Origin of the sequence: Clostridium magnum DSM 2767 (genome assembly GCF_001623875.1) — a bacterium.
In the GTDB taxonomy this organism is placed as follows: Bacteria; Bacillota; Clostridia; order Clostridiales; family Clostridiaceae; genus Clostridium_AM; species Clostridium_AM magnum.
This window is the reverse complement of the sequence record NZ_LWAE01000003.1, coordinates 596,351-612,687: the sequence shown is the minus strand read 5'-3', so window position 1 is coordinate 612,687 and position 16,337 is coordinate 596,351. Positions and strand designations below refer to the sequence as shown.

General features: G+C 34.9%; 14 protein-coding genes. 13 read left to right on the top strand and 1 reads right to left on the bottom strand.

Going from position 1 to position 16,337, the window contains the following annotated elements:
* Positions 1-4 precede the first annotated feature (4 nt).
* Positions 5-1,939 (top strand): [Fe-Fe] hydrogenase large subunit C-terminal domain-containing protein, encoded by a 1,935-nt coding sequence (locus CLMAG_RS16275; protein WP_066624714.1) that lies wholly within the window; start codon positions 5-7, stop codon positions 1,937-1,939.
* A 106-nt stretch (positions 1,940-2,045) separates the two neighbouring features.
* Here the strand turns inward: CLMAG_RS16275 and CLMAG_RS16270 are convergent, their stop codons facing one another.
* Positions 2,046-2,285 carry an aminotransferase class I/II-fold pyridoxal phosphate-dependent enzyme gene (locus tag CLMAG_RS16270; RefSeq protein ID WP_201787653.1) on the bottom strand — a complete coding sequence of 80 codons (240 nt, stop codon included), beginning with the start codon at positions 2,283-2,285 and terminating at the stop codon, positions 2,046-2,048.
* Positions 2,286-2,666: 381 nt separating this feature from the next.
* Between CLMAG_RS16270 and CLMAG_RS16265 the strand changes: the two genes are divergently transcribed.
* The 12 genes from CLMAG_RS16265 (at position 2,667) to arcC (ending at position 16,241) form a co-directional block, all read left to right on the top strand.
* Positions 2,667-3,632: an oxamate carbamoyltransferase subunit AllH family protein gene (locus CLMAG_RS16265; protein WP_066624704.1), complete on the top strand. Its 966-nt coding sequence runs from the start codon at positions 2,667-2,669 to the stop codon at positions 3,630-3,632.
* Positions 3,633-3,703: 71 nt separating this feature from the next.
* Positions 3,704-5,275, top strand: coding sequence for an acyl-CoA synthetase FdrA (gene fdrA, locus CLMAG_RS16260; protein WP_066624701.1), 1,572 nt, complete (start codon positions 3,704-3,706; stop codon positions 5,273-5,275).
* Between the two features lie 22 nt (positions 5,276-5,297).
* Complete coding sequence (locus CLMAG_RS16255) at positions 5,298-6,713, top strand: YlbE family protein (protein WP_066624699.1); 1,416 nt, start codon at positions 5,298-5,300, stop codon at positions 6,711-6,713.
* A 14-nt stretch (positions 6,714-6,727) separates the two neighbouring features.
* Positions 6,728-7,519: a cyclase family protein gene (locus tag CLMAG_RS16250; protein WP_066624696.1), complete on the top strand. Its 792-nt coding sequence runs from the start codon at positions 6,728-6,730 to the stop codon at positions 7,517-7,519.
* A gap of 101 nt (positions 7,520-7,620) precedes the next feature.
* Complete coding sequence (locus tag CLMAG_RS16245; protein WP_066624694.1) at positions 7,621-8,304, top strand: hypothetical protein; 684 nt, start codon at positions 7,621-7,623, stop codon at positions 8,302-8,304.
* On the top strand, positions 8,292-9,491 hold the full coding sequence (locus CLMAG_RS16240; protein ID WP_066624692.1) for a thiolase C-terminal domain-containing protein: 1,200 nt from the start codon (positions 8,292-8,294) through the stop codon (positions 9,489-9,491). Before CLMAG_RS16245 ends, CLMAG_RS16240 begins: the two co-directional genes overlap by 13 nt.
* A gap of 2 nt (positions 9,492-9,493) precedes the next feature.
* Positions 9,494-9,835 carry a Zn-ribbon domain-containing OB-fold protein gene (locus tag CLMAG_RS16235; RefSeq protein ID WP_066624689.1) on the top strand — a complete coding sequence of 114 codons (342 nt, stop codon included), beginning with the start codon at positions 9,494-9,496 and terminating at the stop codon, positions 9,833-9,835.
* Positions 9,836-10,140: 305 nt separating this feature from the next.
* The gene (locus CLMAG_RS16230) at positions 10,141-10,977 is read left to right on the top strand and encodes an FAD binding domain-containing protein (protein ID WP_066624686.1); all 837 of its coding nucleotides are present in this window, start codon (positions 10,141-10,143) and stop codon (positions 10,975-10,977) included.
* A gap of 2 nt (positions 10,978-10,979) precedes the next feature.
* Positions 10,980-11,450, top strand: a complete 471-nt coding sequence (locus tag CLMAG_RS16225; RefSeq protein WP_066624683.1) for a (2Fe-2S)-binding protein — start codon at positions 10,980-10,982, stop codon at positions 11,448-11,450.
* Positions 11,450-13,801: a xanthine dehydrogenase family protein molybdopterin-binding subunit gene (locus tag CLMAG_RS16220; RefSeq protein WP_066624680.1), complete on the top strand. Its 2,352-nt coding sequence runs from the start codon at positions 11,450-11,452 to the stop codon at positions 13,799-13,801. Before CLMAG_RS16225 ends, CLMAG_RS16220 begins: the two co-directional genes overlap by 1 nt.
* Positions 13,802-13,884: 83 nt before the next feature.
* Positions 13,885-15,213 carry a uracil permease gene (gene uraA / locus CLMAG_RS16215; RefSeq protein WP_066624677.1) on the top strand — a complete coding sequence of 443 codons (1,329 nt, stop codon included), beginning with the start codon at positions 13,885-13,887 and terminating at the stop codon, positions 15,211-15,213.
* Positions 15,214-15,293: 80 nt separating this feature from the next.
* Complete coding sequence (arcC, locus tag CLMAG_RS16210) at positions 15,294-16,241, top strand: carbamate kinase (RefSeq protein WP_066624674.1); 948 nt, start codon at positions 15,294-15,296, stop codon at positions 16,239-16,241.
* Positions 16,242-16,337: the final 96 nt, after the last annotated feature.

Here is a 16,337-nt window from a genome sequence, read left to right as displayed (position 1 = left end):
GTATATGCTAGTAGAGAAATTAATTGTTTCCTTGGAAGATAGATGTGAAGGGTGTAATAAATGCATTCGTTCATGTCCTCAGTTTCTTGCAAATACAGTTATAAGGCAAGGAGACAAGTTGAAAATTAATGTGAATGAAGAAAACTGTGTTTCTTGTGGTGAGTGCATAAAAAATTGCCCACATGATGCTAGAGTTTATTTAGATAATGCCGATGATTTTATAAATGCATTAAATAAGGGAGAGGAAGTCTCAGTAATTGTCGCACCTGCATTCTTGTTAAATTATCCAAATGAATATAAAAAAGTATTTGGATGGTTAAAAAGAAAAGGTGTGAAACTTATATATGATGTAAGTTTTGGAGCAGATATTACTACTGTATTATATGTGAAAGCCATTAAGGAGAAAGGATTGAGGTCAATTATATCCCAACCCTGTCCAGTAATAGTAAATAGTATAGAGAGATATTATCCTAATTTATTACCTTACTTAAGTCCTATAGGATCTCCAATGCATTGTGCGGCTGTTTACCTAAAGAAATATGATGGTTTCAAGGGTAAGATTGCAGCTATTTCACCTTGCATAGCAAAAAGTGATGAATTTGCCAGATGGCATATTATCGATTACAATGTAACCTTTAAGAGTTTAATGGACATGTATAATAAAGAAGGTTCCTTGGAAGAAGCTGGTTTTGATTCGCCAGAAAGCTTAGTGGGATTTTGGTACCCAACTCCAGGAGGTTTGAAGGAATGTGTTGAACAAGTCTTTGGGAAGATATATCACATAAAGAAGATAGAAGGTCCCAATTTAGTTCAACAGTATTTGAGTGAATTAGATAAGAGGCCTAATAATTTGCCTTTAATAATAGATATACTTAATTGCTCAGAAGGGTGTGCAATAGGCACTGCAACAGAAAAAACTTTTACCATAGATGAAATGGATGCATTGTTGTTGAAAAAAACACAGTCAATAACTTCTAGAAAAAAAGGTTTTTTTAAGAAAGTTTCACCTGAAGATATAATAAACAGTCTTAACAAAACTTTAAGGATGTCTGATTTTGAAGTTTCTTATATTGATAGATCATCAAAAACTAGGTTATCTGAATCTGAAATAGCTGATAGTTTTAGGAAATTACTTAAATCTACTGGGGAAGAAAAGATAGTTGATTGTTCTGCTTGCGGATATAAAAATTGTAGATCTATGGCTATTGCTATTGCAGATGGTAATAATGTAGTTGACAATTGTCTTGAATACAATAGAAAGAAAATTCTTGAGGAACATGAGAAAAGTGTAACGGAACATAGAACTGTTGAAACCTTGTTTGCCAGAACTCAAGACATATCAGTACTTCAGCAGGAGTTTTTGGATAAGCTAAATAATGATATAGCATCTATCCATACTGCTTTAACTGGATTAAGTACAGTTACTGATAGTACAGCACAAGGTATGTCCAGTATAACTGAAAAAATGAAGTTCATAGACAAATCTTCAAATGATGCAATAACAGGAGTAGATGATTTAAGAACTAGCTTTGCAGGTTATTTAAAGATGTCAGATGCTATAATGGACATTGCTTCACAAACGAATTTATTAGCACTTAATGCTAGTATTGAAGCCGCAAGGGCCGGGGAATTTGGTAAAAGCTTTGCTGTAGTAGCTGCAGAAGTAAAAAAGTTAGCGGAAGAGTCACAAAATACTGTGTCAATGGCCACACAAAATAATGAAAAAGTGCAGTTAGCTCTAGATAGTATTGTGTCACTTGTATCTACATTAGGCGATGCCATACATACGGTAACAGCTAATATTAAGAATATGTTTGCAGATTTAGAAGAAACTGGTGCCTCGGTAGAGGAGTTAACTTCTACTACAGAAGATATCGTAGTTCAAGCGGAAAGATTAAATGATGAGTTAGAAAGAAATAAAGTTGATCAGGAATGTTAAATTTTAAACCCAACTAAGTTAATGCTGATTTCAAAAGGTTTGTTTAAAGAATTAATTTAAAGTATATTATAAATTCAAAAGCTATTGTTAAGTTATATTATATTTATTATAACTTAGTAATAGCTTTTATTGGAATAATTGTAATTTCCATTTGGAAAGAAGGATTATTCTCTATTATAACCATATCATATCGGTTGGCTAGTTCTACTAATTTTTTTCTTCTGTCTAAACTCATCGTTCTTCCTGTTGGATTGTGGTAGTCTGGTATAGTATAAATAAACTTTGCGTTAGGATTATCTTTAAGTGTCTTTTCAAGTTCTTCCATTATCCATTTCACGTATTTCATTTTTTATTTGGATATAAATTGGAGTAGGTATATTTTTATCTATAGATATGCGCATTCTAATCACTCTCTCTAAAACTTTTTAAAGTATTGGTACCATTAGATATATAATATTACTTTATTTTTATATTGAAACTACCAATTGGAATATTCCTTTATAGTCCAATGCATTTTTTTATGCATCCTTTCAACAATTCCTTCATATTTTTTATGTTGTAAAGTATTAACAAATATTCGAACAAATCTTTAGAAAGTTTTTACAAAGTTATTTGAAAATAAGTATGTTAATATTATATTGTAGATTTAACAATATTTAACATATAATTTGGGTTAAAAATATCGCCGTATATTGTAATAAAATATAGAGGAAGGATCTGATTATAGGTGAGAGCAACTACTATTTGTGATATGTTATCAGCAAGAATTGATAATGATTTAGTTTTAAAGGCTAAGGTCCATTCTGTATTTAAAAATACATGTAATCTTGTAACAGTTAAAGATGAATTTATTACTATTTTAAATTCCGACAGAAAGATTTATCCAATGTCCGTTGCTATTGATGGTGAAGGAAATTTAGATTTTACAGCATTAAATATTTATCAAGATATGGAGTTTATTTTACATAAAAGAAGAATTTATAGTAATGCTGCTGGAATTTATATTGATGTCAGTGAAGCTAAAAAGTGGAACTCAGAACCTGAGTTGAATTTTAAACCTGTTTCTTATAGCAGTATTGAAAAAAATCTTCAAAGTTTAGAAAGAGGAATAAATTTATATGGCAAATTTAGTTTTATTGCTCCTCTTGTTATGTACCTAGAAGAAAATTATAGATGTTTTAATATTAATATACAGGTTGAAGAGGGATTAGAAGAAAAATATACATTTATTATTGAAAGATTTTATGAATTTATTGATTTGGTCATAGAAAATAATTTAGATAAAATCTCATATTCTTCAAGAAAACTTATTGGATCCGGTGTAGGACTTACTCCTTCTATGGATGACTTTATATCTGGGTTTATGATATCTCTTATTTATTTAACTAAGTATTATGGCATTAAGGTATCAGAAGCTTATAACTTAAATTCAGCAATAATAAGACAAGGGCTAGAGGGAACTACAAGAGCTAGTTCTGAAATGTTAATGTTATCATCAGTGGGCAAGAGTTCACAATTGGTTAAAAGTCTTATTTTAGCTCTTTTATGTGAAACAGAAGAGCAGATAATCTTGCAAAAAGTAAAAGATGCCACTGAGGTGGGGGAAACATCTGGGACAGATACGATTCTAGGAATTTACGTGGGGTTTAAGATTGTAAATAACATAAAGTTTAATGGAGAGAAATATTTTTAAGCAAAGACACATATCTTGATAATTCACAAAAATAATTTGAAAAATGTTATAGATATAGGAGGATTTGTTAAATGAATCTTTGTGTAGATATTAGAAAAAACACATATTATGATTCTGTTGCTTTAATGGTTATTACCAAGGAAATAAAAAAGCTGCCTTATGTTAAAGAAATTATAGTGGGCATGGGGACTGATTTAAATAAGGAATTAGCAGGTAATTTAAAACTAAGTAATGCTGAAGTAGAAGGTTTAACACCTAATGATTTTTTTATAGCTGCCTATGTATCGGAAGAGGAAGATGCAGCAGGAGAAAAAATTATAAATAGGGTTAATGAGCTTTTAAATTCAAAGGATGAAAAAAGTGAAGCAGAACAGGAATACAAACCTAATACATTTAATGCAGCACTTAAACATATGAAAGATGCAAATATGGCAATCATCTCTCTTCCAGGAAAGTATGCTGCAGATGAGGTAAGAAAAGCTCTTAAAAATGGCCTCAATGTTATGCTTTTTAGTGACAATGTTACTTTAGAAGAGGAAATTGAGTTAAAGAAGATGGGCAGGGATAAGGGGTTACTAGTAATGGGTCCTGACTGCGGAACTGCCATAATAAATCATGTTCCACTTTGCTTTGCAAATGTAGTTAGAAAAGGAGATATAGGAGTTGTTGGAGCATCAGGTACGGGAACGCAAGAGGTTACAGTGCTTATTGATAAACTAGGTGGCGGAATATCTCAAGCTATAGGTACTGGTGGAAGAGATTTAAAGAGTGATGTTGGCGGAATAATGATGATAGAAGGCTTTAAAGCATTGATAGAAGATTCTGAAACAAAGGTAATCGTATTAATATCCAAACCACCAGCTCCTGAAGTTGCTAAAAAAATATTAGAGATGGTAAAGAGTACTGATAAACCTGTAGTTGTAGATTTTATCGGTGGAGATAGAAAGGCAATTGAAGCAACTGGAGCTTATGCATGTATAAGCTTGGAAGATGCTGCTTTTAAGGCGGTAGCATTGTCAAAGGGAACTCCTGTTTATGACTATTCTGGATTTACTCAACCAGAGGAAGAATTAGACTCATTAGTAGAAAAAGAGGCTGTAAGATTTCACAAAGATCAAAAGTATATAAGAGCCTTATACACTGGTGGAACTTTGGCTGACGAAGCAATGAAGCTTTTAGATAAAGAAGGCTTTGATGTATATTCTAATATTCCTCTTAAGTCTAAACTTAGACTAAAAAATATTCAAAAAAGCGAAATGAATACCTGTATTGATTTAGGAGATGATGACTTTACCATTGGAAAACCACATCCTATGATTGATCCTATGGGTAGGGTAGATAGACTACCTAAGGAAGCAGAGGATGAAGAGGTTGCTATAATACTTATGGATTTTGTAATTGGCTATGGTTCTAATATTGACCCAGCAGGAGAAATGGTACCAGGAATAATAGCTGCAAAGAAAAATATGGAGAGCAAGGGCAAGTATCTTAGCGTAGTTGGTTACATTTGTGGCACAGAGGCTGATCCGCAAAATTATAGAGAGCAAAAGGAAAAGTTAGAAGCGGCAGGAGTAATCCTTATGCCATCAAATGCACAAGCGGTTAGATATTGTGCAAAATTGATGAAGAGGCTAAACAAGTAGGTTGTGAAAGGAAGTGATTAGTTTGAGTGCAATAAATGAATTGTTTGGTAAAGATATAAAAGTAATAAATTTGGGATTAGAATCCTTTTGCAAGGATTTAAAAGAGCAGCAAGTACCATGTATTCACGTCAACTGGAGACCACCAAGTGAGGAAAGTAAAGGACTTTCTCTTTTAGAAGAAAAAGACATAGCTGATAAAATAGAAAAGGCTAATAAAGAAGCAATTAGCAGGTTACTGTCTGCTCAACCAATCCTTATTGGTGTAGGTAAAGCTGGAGAGGTAATACCTGGGATGACAAAGAAAACAATCCTCCATGCAGGCCCTCCTATAAACTGGGACAGAATGAGTGAACCACTTAAAGGAGCTATAATTGGTGGCCTAATTTATGAAAATCTAGCAAAGGGTGAAGAAGATGCTTTGAAATTGGCAGCATCAGGGGAAATAACCTTTGATCCTTGTCATCATCATTCAGCGGTGGGACCAATGGCAGGAGTAGTTACTTATTCAATGCCTGTATGGATTTTGCAAAACAAAACCTTTGGAAATTATGCTTATTGCACATTTAATGAAGGCTTGGGAAAGGTTTTAAGATTTGGAGCATATAGTAGTGAAGTACTTAATAGACTATATTGGATGGAACAATCACTTGCCCCAGTACTTAAAGAAGCCCTGGAAATAAAAGGTGATATAGATTTAAAAACAATAATTACTCAATTTCTTCAAATGGGTGATGAAGGCCACAATAGGAATAAGGCTGCAACATCACTTCTCTTCAGAGAACTTGCACCAGCTATAGTTAAAACTAATTTTTCTAATGAACAAAAGGCAGAAGTTTTAACCTTTATAGATAAAAATGATCACTTTTTCTTAAACGTTTCCATGCCTGCTTGCAAATGCAGTTTAGACCCACTACAGGATATTGAATACAGCACAGTAATATATACCATGTCGAGGAATGGTACTGATTTTGGTATTAGAATGGCTGGAACAGGAAAAGAGTGGTTTACAGCTCCTTGTGAAATGGTCAACGGTTTATATTTTCCGGGTTTTGATGAAAGTGATGCAAATCCAGATCTTGGAGACAGTTGTATAACAGAAACAGCAGGAATCGGTGGCTTTGCTATGGCAACAGCGCCAGCTATTGTTCAATTTGTAGGAGGCACTCCTAAGGATGCAGTCAATTATACAAATACTATGTATGAGATTACATGCGCAGAGAACAATGCCTACAAAATACCTAATATCAATTTTAGAGGAGTACCTACTGGAATAGATATGAGGAAAGTTATAGAAACAAGAATATTGCCTGTGATTAATACTGGAATAGCTTCTAATAAGGCAGGAGTTGGACAGATTGGAGCGGGAGTAGTTAATCCACCAATGAAGTGTTTTGAGGATGCTTTGACATCTTTTATTGAAAAAAATAATTTATCATAAATTGGGGGAATATTATGAACATTATTGATTATTTTAAAAATGTTAAAATGTATGATTTAACTCAAAAAATAAGTCATTTAACACCACCGTGGCCAACTTATGAGCCACTGGAGATAAAATTCTTTAAGAGACTTTCATCAAATGGTGCAAATGGGCAAGTATTAACCCATTCAAATCACGTAGGTACTCACCTTGATGGTTCCTTACACTTCTGTACCCATGGAAGAGATATTGCATCCATTCCTTTAGAAGAATTGGTGGGACCAGGAGTTGTTGTTGATATTTCTGATATAGCTGAAGACTATGGAATTTATACTTCTAAGGATATTATGGCAAGAGCAGATGTTAGAAAGGGTGATATATTAATTATTCATACAGGATATCACAAATACGGATGGGATGAACCTGAAGCTGATGAAGAAAGAGTTATGATCAGACATCCGGGTCCAACAAAGGAATTTTCAAAATGGTGTAAGGAAATGGAGTTTAAGTGGATAGGAGTGGATTGTGGTTCGGCAGACCATCCAATGAATACGAAGATTCGTGAATGGGCTCCAAGAGAAGCTAAAAAGGCGGATAAGTACTTAAAAGCTAAATATGGAAAAGGTATTACAGATTTTTGGCCAGATGAAGATTATCAGTTAATGCATTATGATTTATTCCCAGATAATATTGTTCATGCTGAAAATGTAGGTGGAGATATAGATAAGGTACTAGGCAAGAGATTAATAATAGGATGTTTTCCTTGGAGATTTGAAGGTGGAGAATCCTGTATAAGCCGTATAGTTGCATTTGATACAGATTAGGTAAGCAGAGAAGCGAAATTTTTAATTTTGTGTAAATGGACGGCTCCTCTGATGTAAGGAAGGGGAGTTTCAAAAAATAAATTTTGAAAGGAAGTATAAATATGATAGTTGATAAAATGGAACAAAGCTTAAGACCAGTTGAAACTCCAATGGCACCATACCCTCCAAAGGTAATAACTATGGCTAATGGGCAAAAGTTAGTAATTCGCCAAATAGCAAGAGAGGAAGTTCCCCATATATTAGAGGCTGTAAAACCTCTTATGACAGTTGAAAAGGATTTTTATGATATAGTTGCATCTAGAATATACTCAGAATTATTAGGATACTATCGTTATAGGGTAAAAGATGAATATTGCTTAATTGGAACAATAGATGGAGTTATAGTAGGAATTGTTAATGGTCGCTTAGTTGATGATAAGGTTGGAATGTCTTATCATACTATGACTTTAAGGCAAGGACTTAGAATCGGAGCACAGCTATTTGCAGCAAAGATGGAATACCATTTAGATATATTGAAACAAGAAGAAGTTTGGATAGTTGCAGAAAGTCCAAATGGATTTAAGAGATGGATGATAGAGTATGAATTAGAATCTAGACCAGAAACCTGGCATGAGCTTGGTGGAGTGCCAACCTATGTTTTAACTAAAGCATTATGGGAAAAGCATAAGGGAGAGAAGTTAGCTGGACGCCGTCCTGTTAAAGAAGAGTTACTAAAAACTGCAGATAATCCAATCCTCCCTGAAACTTATGCTCAAATTCCAGGGTATAAAAGATGCGCGAAGTAGGTATTGTAGGTGTAGGCCATACTAAGTTTGGTAAAATGACAGGGGGGACTTTTACCGACATGCTTTGTATGGCAGCTACTGAAGCCCTTGATGATGCAGGGGTAAAAACTCTTCTAGGTGAGCATGGAATTGATCAGGTTTTTGTAGCTACAATGGGAGCTAGTTTTCTTAATAGACAAAGTGGTGTTGCCTCAGCTCTTGTGGATACTTTAAATTTAAGACCAGCAATGGCAGAAACTATAGAAAATGGGCCAGCCTCAGGATCTTCAGCAATAAAATTAGGATATATGGCAATTGCAAGTGGTATGTGTGATGTGGTCTTGGTTGTTGGCGGAGAGATGATGAGAGTTGTAAGTGGATGGGAAGGTACAGACTTTGTTGCTACAATGCTTCATCCAGAGGCTGAATATGATTATGGTATAACATTGCCTACCTTTGCAGGAATGTTTACAAGATTATGTATGGAAAAGTACGGAATAACCGAAAAGGATTTAGCAATAGTCTCAGTTAAAAATCATGAAAATGCAGTTCACAATCCAGTAGCACATATTCAAACTGTTCCAGATTTATATGCAATTACTGAGGATGAGGATGCAGGTATAATAAATCCTTATGTGGCATCTCCACTAAGACTGTATTCAGTTTGTCCGGTATCCGATGGAGCAGCAGCAGTTTTGTTGTGTGCAATGGATAAGACTAGTAGATTTGCTAAGAAACCAGTTAAAATTGCAGGAATCGGTCAGGCTACAGACACTCATGCTGTGGCAGAAAGAGAAGTTCCTACAGATCTACTGGCAGTAAGATTAGCAGCACAGAGAGCATATGAAATGGCTGGGTTAAAACCTGAAGATATGGATGTAGCAGAGCTCCATGATGCTTTTCAGATATTAGAAATTGTAGAATCTGAAGAGGTTGGTTTCTTTAAGAGAGGTGAGGGCCATATAGCAGCTAGGAATGGCGACACAAAGATTGGTGGTAAAATTCCAATTAACACATCAGGAGGCTTAAAGGCTAAGGGTCATCCACTGGGAGCAACGGGAGTTTCACAGGTTGTAGAAATTGTTAGACAGCTAAGAGGGGAAGCAGCAGGTCGTCAAGTAGAAGGTGCTAAAGCTGGTCTTGCAGTAAACTTTGGTGGCTTTGGTAATAATGTTGTGGCAACTATACTTACGAAGGAGGAGGATTAATTATGGGTGAAACAATGTACGCTTATAAATGTACAATTTGCGGAGAATTTCATCATCCAAAGCATTGTGTATGTAGAAAGTGTGGTAATAGAACCTTTGAACAAGTGACCTTAGAAGGTGAAGTGACACTTTTAACTTATACAAAGGTATATAATCTTCCAGAGGGGTATATGAAACCATATTTATATTTTGGAATTGTAAAATTTGAAAATGGTCTTACCGTCAGTGGTCAACTTGAAGTAAATAATCCAGCTATAGGTATGAAGCTCACATCAAAGGTAGGAATAATTAAAGAAGGAACTAACAGTGATTATTATGGTTTTATATTTGAAGAAAAGAAATAGTTTGTATTATATGGAATAAAAGAGCGAAACTAAAATATTGTTATATAAGGCTATAAAACACCCCAATAATACAGCATAGTATTGCAAAAATGCACAGTATTTAGGGGTGTTTTTTAAAACTTAAATCTAGGCAACTTCAAGAAAATAACAAGTCAGTCTGCTAGTCTATTTTCCGTCATACTGCGTCGGCAGAACCCTTAGATAGGGTAGGCTATCTGCGGAACCTGTCTCCTTGTCTGACATAAAATAGCCGTCACATCGTTGACTTATTATTTTCTTTCAGATGCCTTATGGGAGGGATTTAATTGCAACAATTCCAATATCTAAAGCCTAAGACATTAAAAGAAGCATTAAACTTAATTGATAAATACAGAAAAGATGCAAGGATTTTAGCTGGAGGAACAGATGTAATAGTTGCATTAAAGGGTAATGTTATACATTGTAAATATCTTATAGATGTTAAAGGAATAAAAGAACTGAAGGGTATTTCATATAGCAACAAAACAGGTTTATCCATAGGAGCAGCAGTTATTTTAAATGATATTATTGAATCGGATAAGATAAAACCTAGTCATAAAATATTAGTTGATGCTTCCAAAACTCTTGCAAACGTTTTAATAAGAAACAAAGCTACTTTGGTTGGTAATATATGCAATTCATCTCCAGGAGGAGATATGCTGCCTGCTTCTCTTGTGCTTGAGGGAAAAGTTTGTGTATTTTCTATTGAGGGGAGTAGAGAGATAGAGCTTAAAGACTTTTTTATCGGAGTAAAAAAGAACATACTTAAAGAAAACGAGATTGTTACAAAGGTTATTTATCCGCCAATTCAAGGAAAGGGAATCTTTATAAAAAAATCAAGAATAAAAGGACATGACCTTTCTCAGATAAGTGTTGCTGGATATTTAAAGAGCGATGGAGGTTTAAAGTTTTCATTAGGGGCAGTGGCACCTACGCCAGTATTGATTGATGATTTTGAAAACTATAAAAATAAACAGCTTGCAGATTATAGTGAAATTGTAGCAGATAAGGTTATCAGTAAAATTAATCCTATTTCTGATGTAAGGGCTACCAGAGAGTATAGGCTGGCAATCGCTAGATATTTTACCTGCCAGATTGCTAAGAAACTTGGGGAGGTGAAATAAGTATGATGGAAAAGCTACACTTGTTTGTAAATGGAGAAGAGGTTTTTGAAGAAATACCTTCGAATAGTACTTTGCTATGGTTTCTTAGAGAAAAGTTAGGATTAACTGGGACTAAGGAAGGCTGTGGAGTAGGAGAGTGTGGTGCTTGTACCGTAATTCTAAATGGAAAAGCAGTAAATTCTTGTTGTGTGATGGCTTTGGAGGCTGCAGAGGGGCATGTTCAGACAATTGAAGGTGAAGCGAAAAATGGAAAGCTATCAAAACTTCAAAGAGAATTCATAAAGCATAATGGATTGCAATGTGGATTCTGCACTCCAGGTATGATAATGTCTGCTAAAGCTCTTTTAATTAAGAACCCTCATCCAAATAGGGAAGAAATAAAAGAAGCAATGCAAGGCAATCTATGCAGATGTACCGGCTATGAAGCAATTGTTGATTCTGTTGAAGCAGCTTCAAGGGAAGGTGAAGAATAATGGATTATAACTATGTAGGAAAGGGTATTCCTAGACTAGACGGAGTTGAAAAAGTTACTGGAGAAGCGGAGTATGTTCAGGATATGTTTTTCAAGGGAATGTTATATGCAAGAATTAAGACCAGTCCCTATGCACATGCACTTATTAAAAAAATTGATATAAGTAAAGCAAAAGAATTACCAGGAGTTAAAGCTATATTAACAGGAGAGCAGGCCTATCAGAAGCTTGGAATATATATCGTTGATAAACCTATCCTGGCTGTAGATAAAGTAAGATATTTTGGTGAGGCAGTAGCTGCAGTAGCTGCAGTTGATATAGACACTGCTGAAAGGGCAATAGAACTTATTGAAATTGAATATGAGCCTTTAAAAGTACTGCTAGATGTTGAGGAAGCTGTAAAACCTAATGCAATACTAGTTCATGAGGATTTAGGTAATTATAAAACTATTCCTGATGTATTTTTCCCAGAGGCAGGAACCAACGTAGCAAATCATTTTAAATTAAGAAAAGGTAATATAGATAAGGGGTTTCAAGAGTCAGATTTTGTAATTGAAAATAAGTTTTATGTACCCCAAATACTCCATGTACCAATGGAAACTCATGCTGTAATCGCTAAATGGGGGACAGGGGATAAAATAAAAATTTGGAGCAGTGCACAATCTCCTTATACTTTGCGTAATTTGTTTAGTATTGCCTTAGATGTTCCAATTGAAAAAATTGATGTTACAGTGCCATATATAGGTGGAGGATTTGGTGGAAAAGCCGGAATCCATCTAGAACCATTAGTTGCACTTCTTTCAAAAGCGGCAAATGGAAAACCAGTAAAGCTTGTAGCAACCAGAGAAGAAGAAATATCAACATTACCTTGTAGACAGGGCTTAGTGGCAAGGGTAAAGACAGGTGTTAAAAAATCAGGAAAAATCATAGCTGAAGAAGTTGAATATCTATGGGATGCTGGAGCTTATGCGGATTATGGTGTTAATATTACAAGGGCAACAGGTTATTCTGCTGTAGGTCCTTATGAAATAGATAATGTTAAAGTGGATTCTAAAACAGTTTATACAAATCGTTTATTTGGTACAGCATATAGAGGTTTTGGACACGCTGAAATTTTCTGGGCTATTGAGAGACAGATGGAGTTTGTAGCAAAGAAATTAGGGATGGATTCACTAGAGTTCAGACTTAAAAACCTATTAAAACCAGGTTCTATTACCATAACTGGTGAGCCAATTTATGAGCAATCAGGAAATGTTATTAAATGTCTCAAAACTGTTGCGGATAGAATTGGATGGGGAGAACCTAAGAGTGAAGAACAAAAGGAACAGGAAAAGAAAAGTGGAAAATATAGAGGAAAAGGGATTGCTGTCTTACATAAGGCACCTGCAATGCCAAGTAATGCAGCTACATCAGCTATTATTCAGATGAATGAGGACGGATCAGTAAGATTTAATGTTTCAGGTATAGATATGGGGCAAGGGGCATATACAGCTATGGCTCAGATTATTGGCGAAAGACTGCATATACCTATAGAAAAAGTTCATGTAGTATTTGAAACTAATACTGATTCAGCACCTTATGATTGGCAAACTGTTGCAAGTCGTATGACAATTCTTGCTGGTAATGCAGTAATTGAAGCCTGTAATGACTTAGAAGACCAAATTTTTCAGATGGCAGGGATTGTACTTCGTGCAGCTAGACGTGAGCTAGCAATTGGTGATCAGTGTGTTTATGTAAAACAATTTCCAGAAGAAAAAATCTACTATAGTGAAATGGCAGTAGGGTATACCTATCCAAATGGAAATGCAATTGGTGGTCCTTTAATTGGAAGGGGTAAGAGTATTGCCCAAGGGTTAACAATCTTAGATAAAGAAACAGGACAGGGGAGGCCGGCTTTAGACTGGACCTTTGGTGCTCATGCTATGGAGATTGAAGTAGATACAAATACAGGTGACACTAAGATTCTAAAGATTGTAACCGCTATAGATCTAGGTAAAGTTATAAATGAAATGATTGTCAAAGGACAAATTGTTGGTGGCGTTGTTCAAGGAGTAGGTACTGCTATTTCTGAAGAACTTAAATATAATGAGGAAGGTAAGTTATTAACAAAAAGCTTTGTAGATTATAAAATTCCTACAATGCAAGATTTACCAGATATAATAGAAGTTCACTGTGTAGAAACACCTCAGCTTGATGGACCATATGGGGCGAGAGGTTGTGCTGAACATCCTATGATTTCAATTACGTCTGCTATGGGTAATGCAATTGCTGATGCTACAGGAGTTGAATTATTTGAAACACCTTTTACAGCAGATAAAGTGTATACAGCCTTAAATAAGAAGACGTCAGTTTAACATTCGATTATTTCTAGTTTAGTAAGATATATTTCTACCTTAATAAACTGGATTTAAATAAATAATATTAAGGGAGTGAAACAATGAGACGTGTCGTAGGAATCCGTGAAAAATTACCAATTGCTGAAACAATTCCACTTAGTTTTCAACATTTGACGGCTATGTTTGGCGCAACTATTCTTGTTCCACTAATTTTGGGTATAAACCCTGCAATTTGTTTGCTGATGAATGGTATTGGAACTTTGATTTATTCCTATGTAACTAAAAGTGGAATTCCAGCTTATTTAGGATCCAGTTTCGCGTTTATTTCTCCTACATTGTTAATCATTGCGTCTTTTGGTGGAGTCAGTCATGCTCAGTCAGGATTTATCTTTTTTGGTTTATTCTTTATTGTGATGGCCTTTGTTGTAAAGAAGTTTGGTGTTAAGTGGATTGATATTGTAATGCCTCCGGCTGTTATGGGTGCAGTTGTTGCTATTATAGGACTTGAACTTGCTCCAGTTGCAGCAACACAATCAGGACTTGCACCTGCAGCAACTGCAGTAGGTAAAGTGGTTGAACCCTATATTGCAAATCCGCAAGTTATTACAGTAGCTTTATTTACATTGGCTATTGGGGTATTTGGTTCTGTAGTATTTAGAGGGTTTGCTCAAGTAATTCCAATTCTTATTGCTGTAATTTGTGGATATCTTCTTGCCTTTGCTATGGGAATGGTTGATACTACTGTAATTGCAAATGCTAAGTGGTTTTCTATACCAACATTTACTGCACCAGTATTTGATTGGAGTGCAATTGTTATAATCGCACCGGCCTGTATAGTTGTGCTTGCTGAACACATAAGTCACCTAATTGTTACTGGTAAAATAACTGAATCAAACCTATTAGAAGATCCAGGTCTTTACCGTTCACTTCTTGGAGATGGTATTAGTAATGTGCTCTCTGGCTTTACCGGTTCTACACCAAATACTACTTACGGTGAAAATATAGGTGTAATGGCTATTACAAGAGTTTATTCTGTATGGGTAATAAGAGGAGCAGCAATAATCGCTATAATTTTATCCTGCGTGGGTAAAATTGCGGCTGCAATACAATCAATTCCTGGTCCAGTTATGGGCGGTATTACAATGCTTCTTTATGGAATTATAGCTGTTCAAGGTATTAGAATGTTTGTTGAACAAAAGGTAGACTTTAGTGTTAATTATAATATGGTTTTAGGAGCAGTTACATTTGTAGTTGGAGTAAGTGGAGCTTCAATTAGCTTGGGTACAGTACAGTTAAAAGGAATGGCGTTTGCTGCTATAGTTGGAGTTGTATTATCAATTATTTTCTATATTCTAGGTAAGCTTGGAATAATGAATGAAGAATATAAAATAAGATTTGACGAAGATAGCTCAGATAATAATATCAAATAGTATGTATTTAAGGGATAATACCATTTTGTGGTGTTATCCCAAGGTATTGCTAATTAATTACTGATTTCAGGGAGGTATTTATGTCAAGGATAGTAGTGGCACTAGGTGGAAATGCTCTTCAAACAAATCCTAAGGATGACTCAGCAATGGCACAACTTATAACTTGCTATGAAACAGCAAAGTCTATTGTGGATCTTGTAGAGGAAGGTAATGAGATTATTGTTACACATGGTAATGGACCCCAGGTAGGTCAAATTATTTCAACCTATGAAACAGCAGCATTAAGTGATAAATCTAAAAGGGTAATGCCCCTGCCAGAATGTGGAGCTATGAGTCAGGGATATATTGGATATCATTTGCAACAAGCTATAAAAAAAGAGTTAATAAAAAGAGAAATTGATAAGCAAGTAGCTACAATAATAACACAGGTAGTGGTCGATAAAAATGATTCTGGATTTAAAAATCCTACTAAACCAATTGGTTCGTTTTTTACTAAAGAGCAGGCAGAAAAAATTATGTCTGAAACTGGATATTTAATGAAAGAGGATGCAGGAAGAGGGTGGAGAAGAGTTATAGCATCACCCATTCCTAAAGCTATTGTGGAGGAGAAGGTAATTACAACTCTTGTAAAAGAAGGCCATATTGTAATTGCAGTTGGTGGTGGAGGGATTCCAGAGGTTGAAAATAGTGATGGAACATTACAAGGAATATCTGCAGTAATCGATAAAGATTTTGCATCGGAAAAGCTTGCTGAAATCATTGATGCAGATATTTTATTAATGCTTACTGGAGTCGAAAAAGTTGCAATAAATTTTAATAAGAAAAATCAAGAAGATATATGTAAAATGAATATTGATCAGGCTAATGAATATATAAAAGAGGATCAATTTGCCGCTGGCTCCATGCTTCCAAAGGTGAAAGCTGCAGTAATGTTTGCAGAATCAAAAAAAGGCAGAAAATCCATAATAACATCCTTAGAAAAAGTTAAAGAAGCACTTCAGGGTAGGACAGGAACACTTATAAGCTAGAACAATTGGTAGTATGTTCAATTTAGGGACATTTTATATAAGAGAGCAATTGTTAAGTAAGAAATCCTGAAAATAATAAATTGGTAGAACTAATAT

Bases quoted from the DNA above. Each gene is read 5' to 3' on its own strand.
- CLMAG_RS16275 (WP_066624714.1), top strand. From the start codon at position 5: ATGCTAGTAGAGAAATTAATTGTTTCCTTGGAAGATAGATGTGAAGGG.
- CLMAG_RS16270 (WP_201787653.1), bottom strand. From the start codon at position 2,285: ATGAAATACGTGAAATGGATAATGGAAGAACTTGAAAAGACACTTAAA.
- fdrA (WP_066624701.1), top strand. From the start codon at position 3,704: ATGAATCTTTGTGTAGATATTAGAAAAAACACATATTATGATTCTGTT.
- CLMAG_RS16250 (WP_066624696.1), top strand. From the start codon at position 6,728: ATGAACATTATTGATTATTTTAAAAATGTTAAAATGTATGATTTAACT.
- CLMAG_RS16245 (WP_066624694.1), top strand. From the start codon at position 7,621: ATGATAGTTGATAAAATGGAACAAAGCTTAAGACCAGTTGAAACTCCA.
- CLMAG_RS16240 (WP_066624692.1), top strand. From the start codon at position 8,292: ATGCGCGAAGTAGGTATTGTAGGTGTAGGCCATACTAAGTTTGGTAAA.
- CLMAG_RS16235 (WP_066624689.1), top strand. From the start codon at position 9,494: ATGGGTGAAACAATGTACGCTTATAAATGTACAATTTGCGGAGAATTT.
- CLMAG_RS16225 (WP_066624683.1), top strand. From the start codon at position 10,980: ATGATGGAAAAGCTACACTTGTTTGTAAATGGAGAAGAGGTTTTTGAA.
- CLMAG_RS16220 (WP_066624680.1), top strand. From the start codon at position 11,450: ATGGATTATAACTATGTAGGAAAGGGTATTCCTAGACTAGACGGAGTT.
- uraA (WP_066624677.1), top strand. From the start codon at position 13,885: ATGAGACGTGTCGTAGGAATCCGTGAAAAATTACCAATTGCTGAAACA.
- arcC (WP_066624674.1), top strand. From the start codon at position 15,294: ATGTCAAGGATAGTAGTGGCACTAGGTGGAAATGCTCTTCAAACAAAT.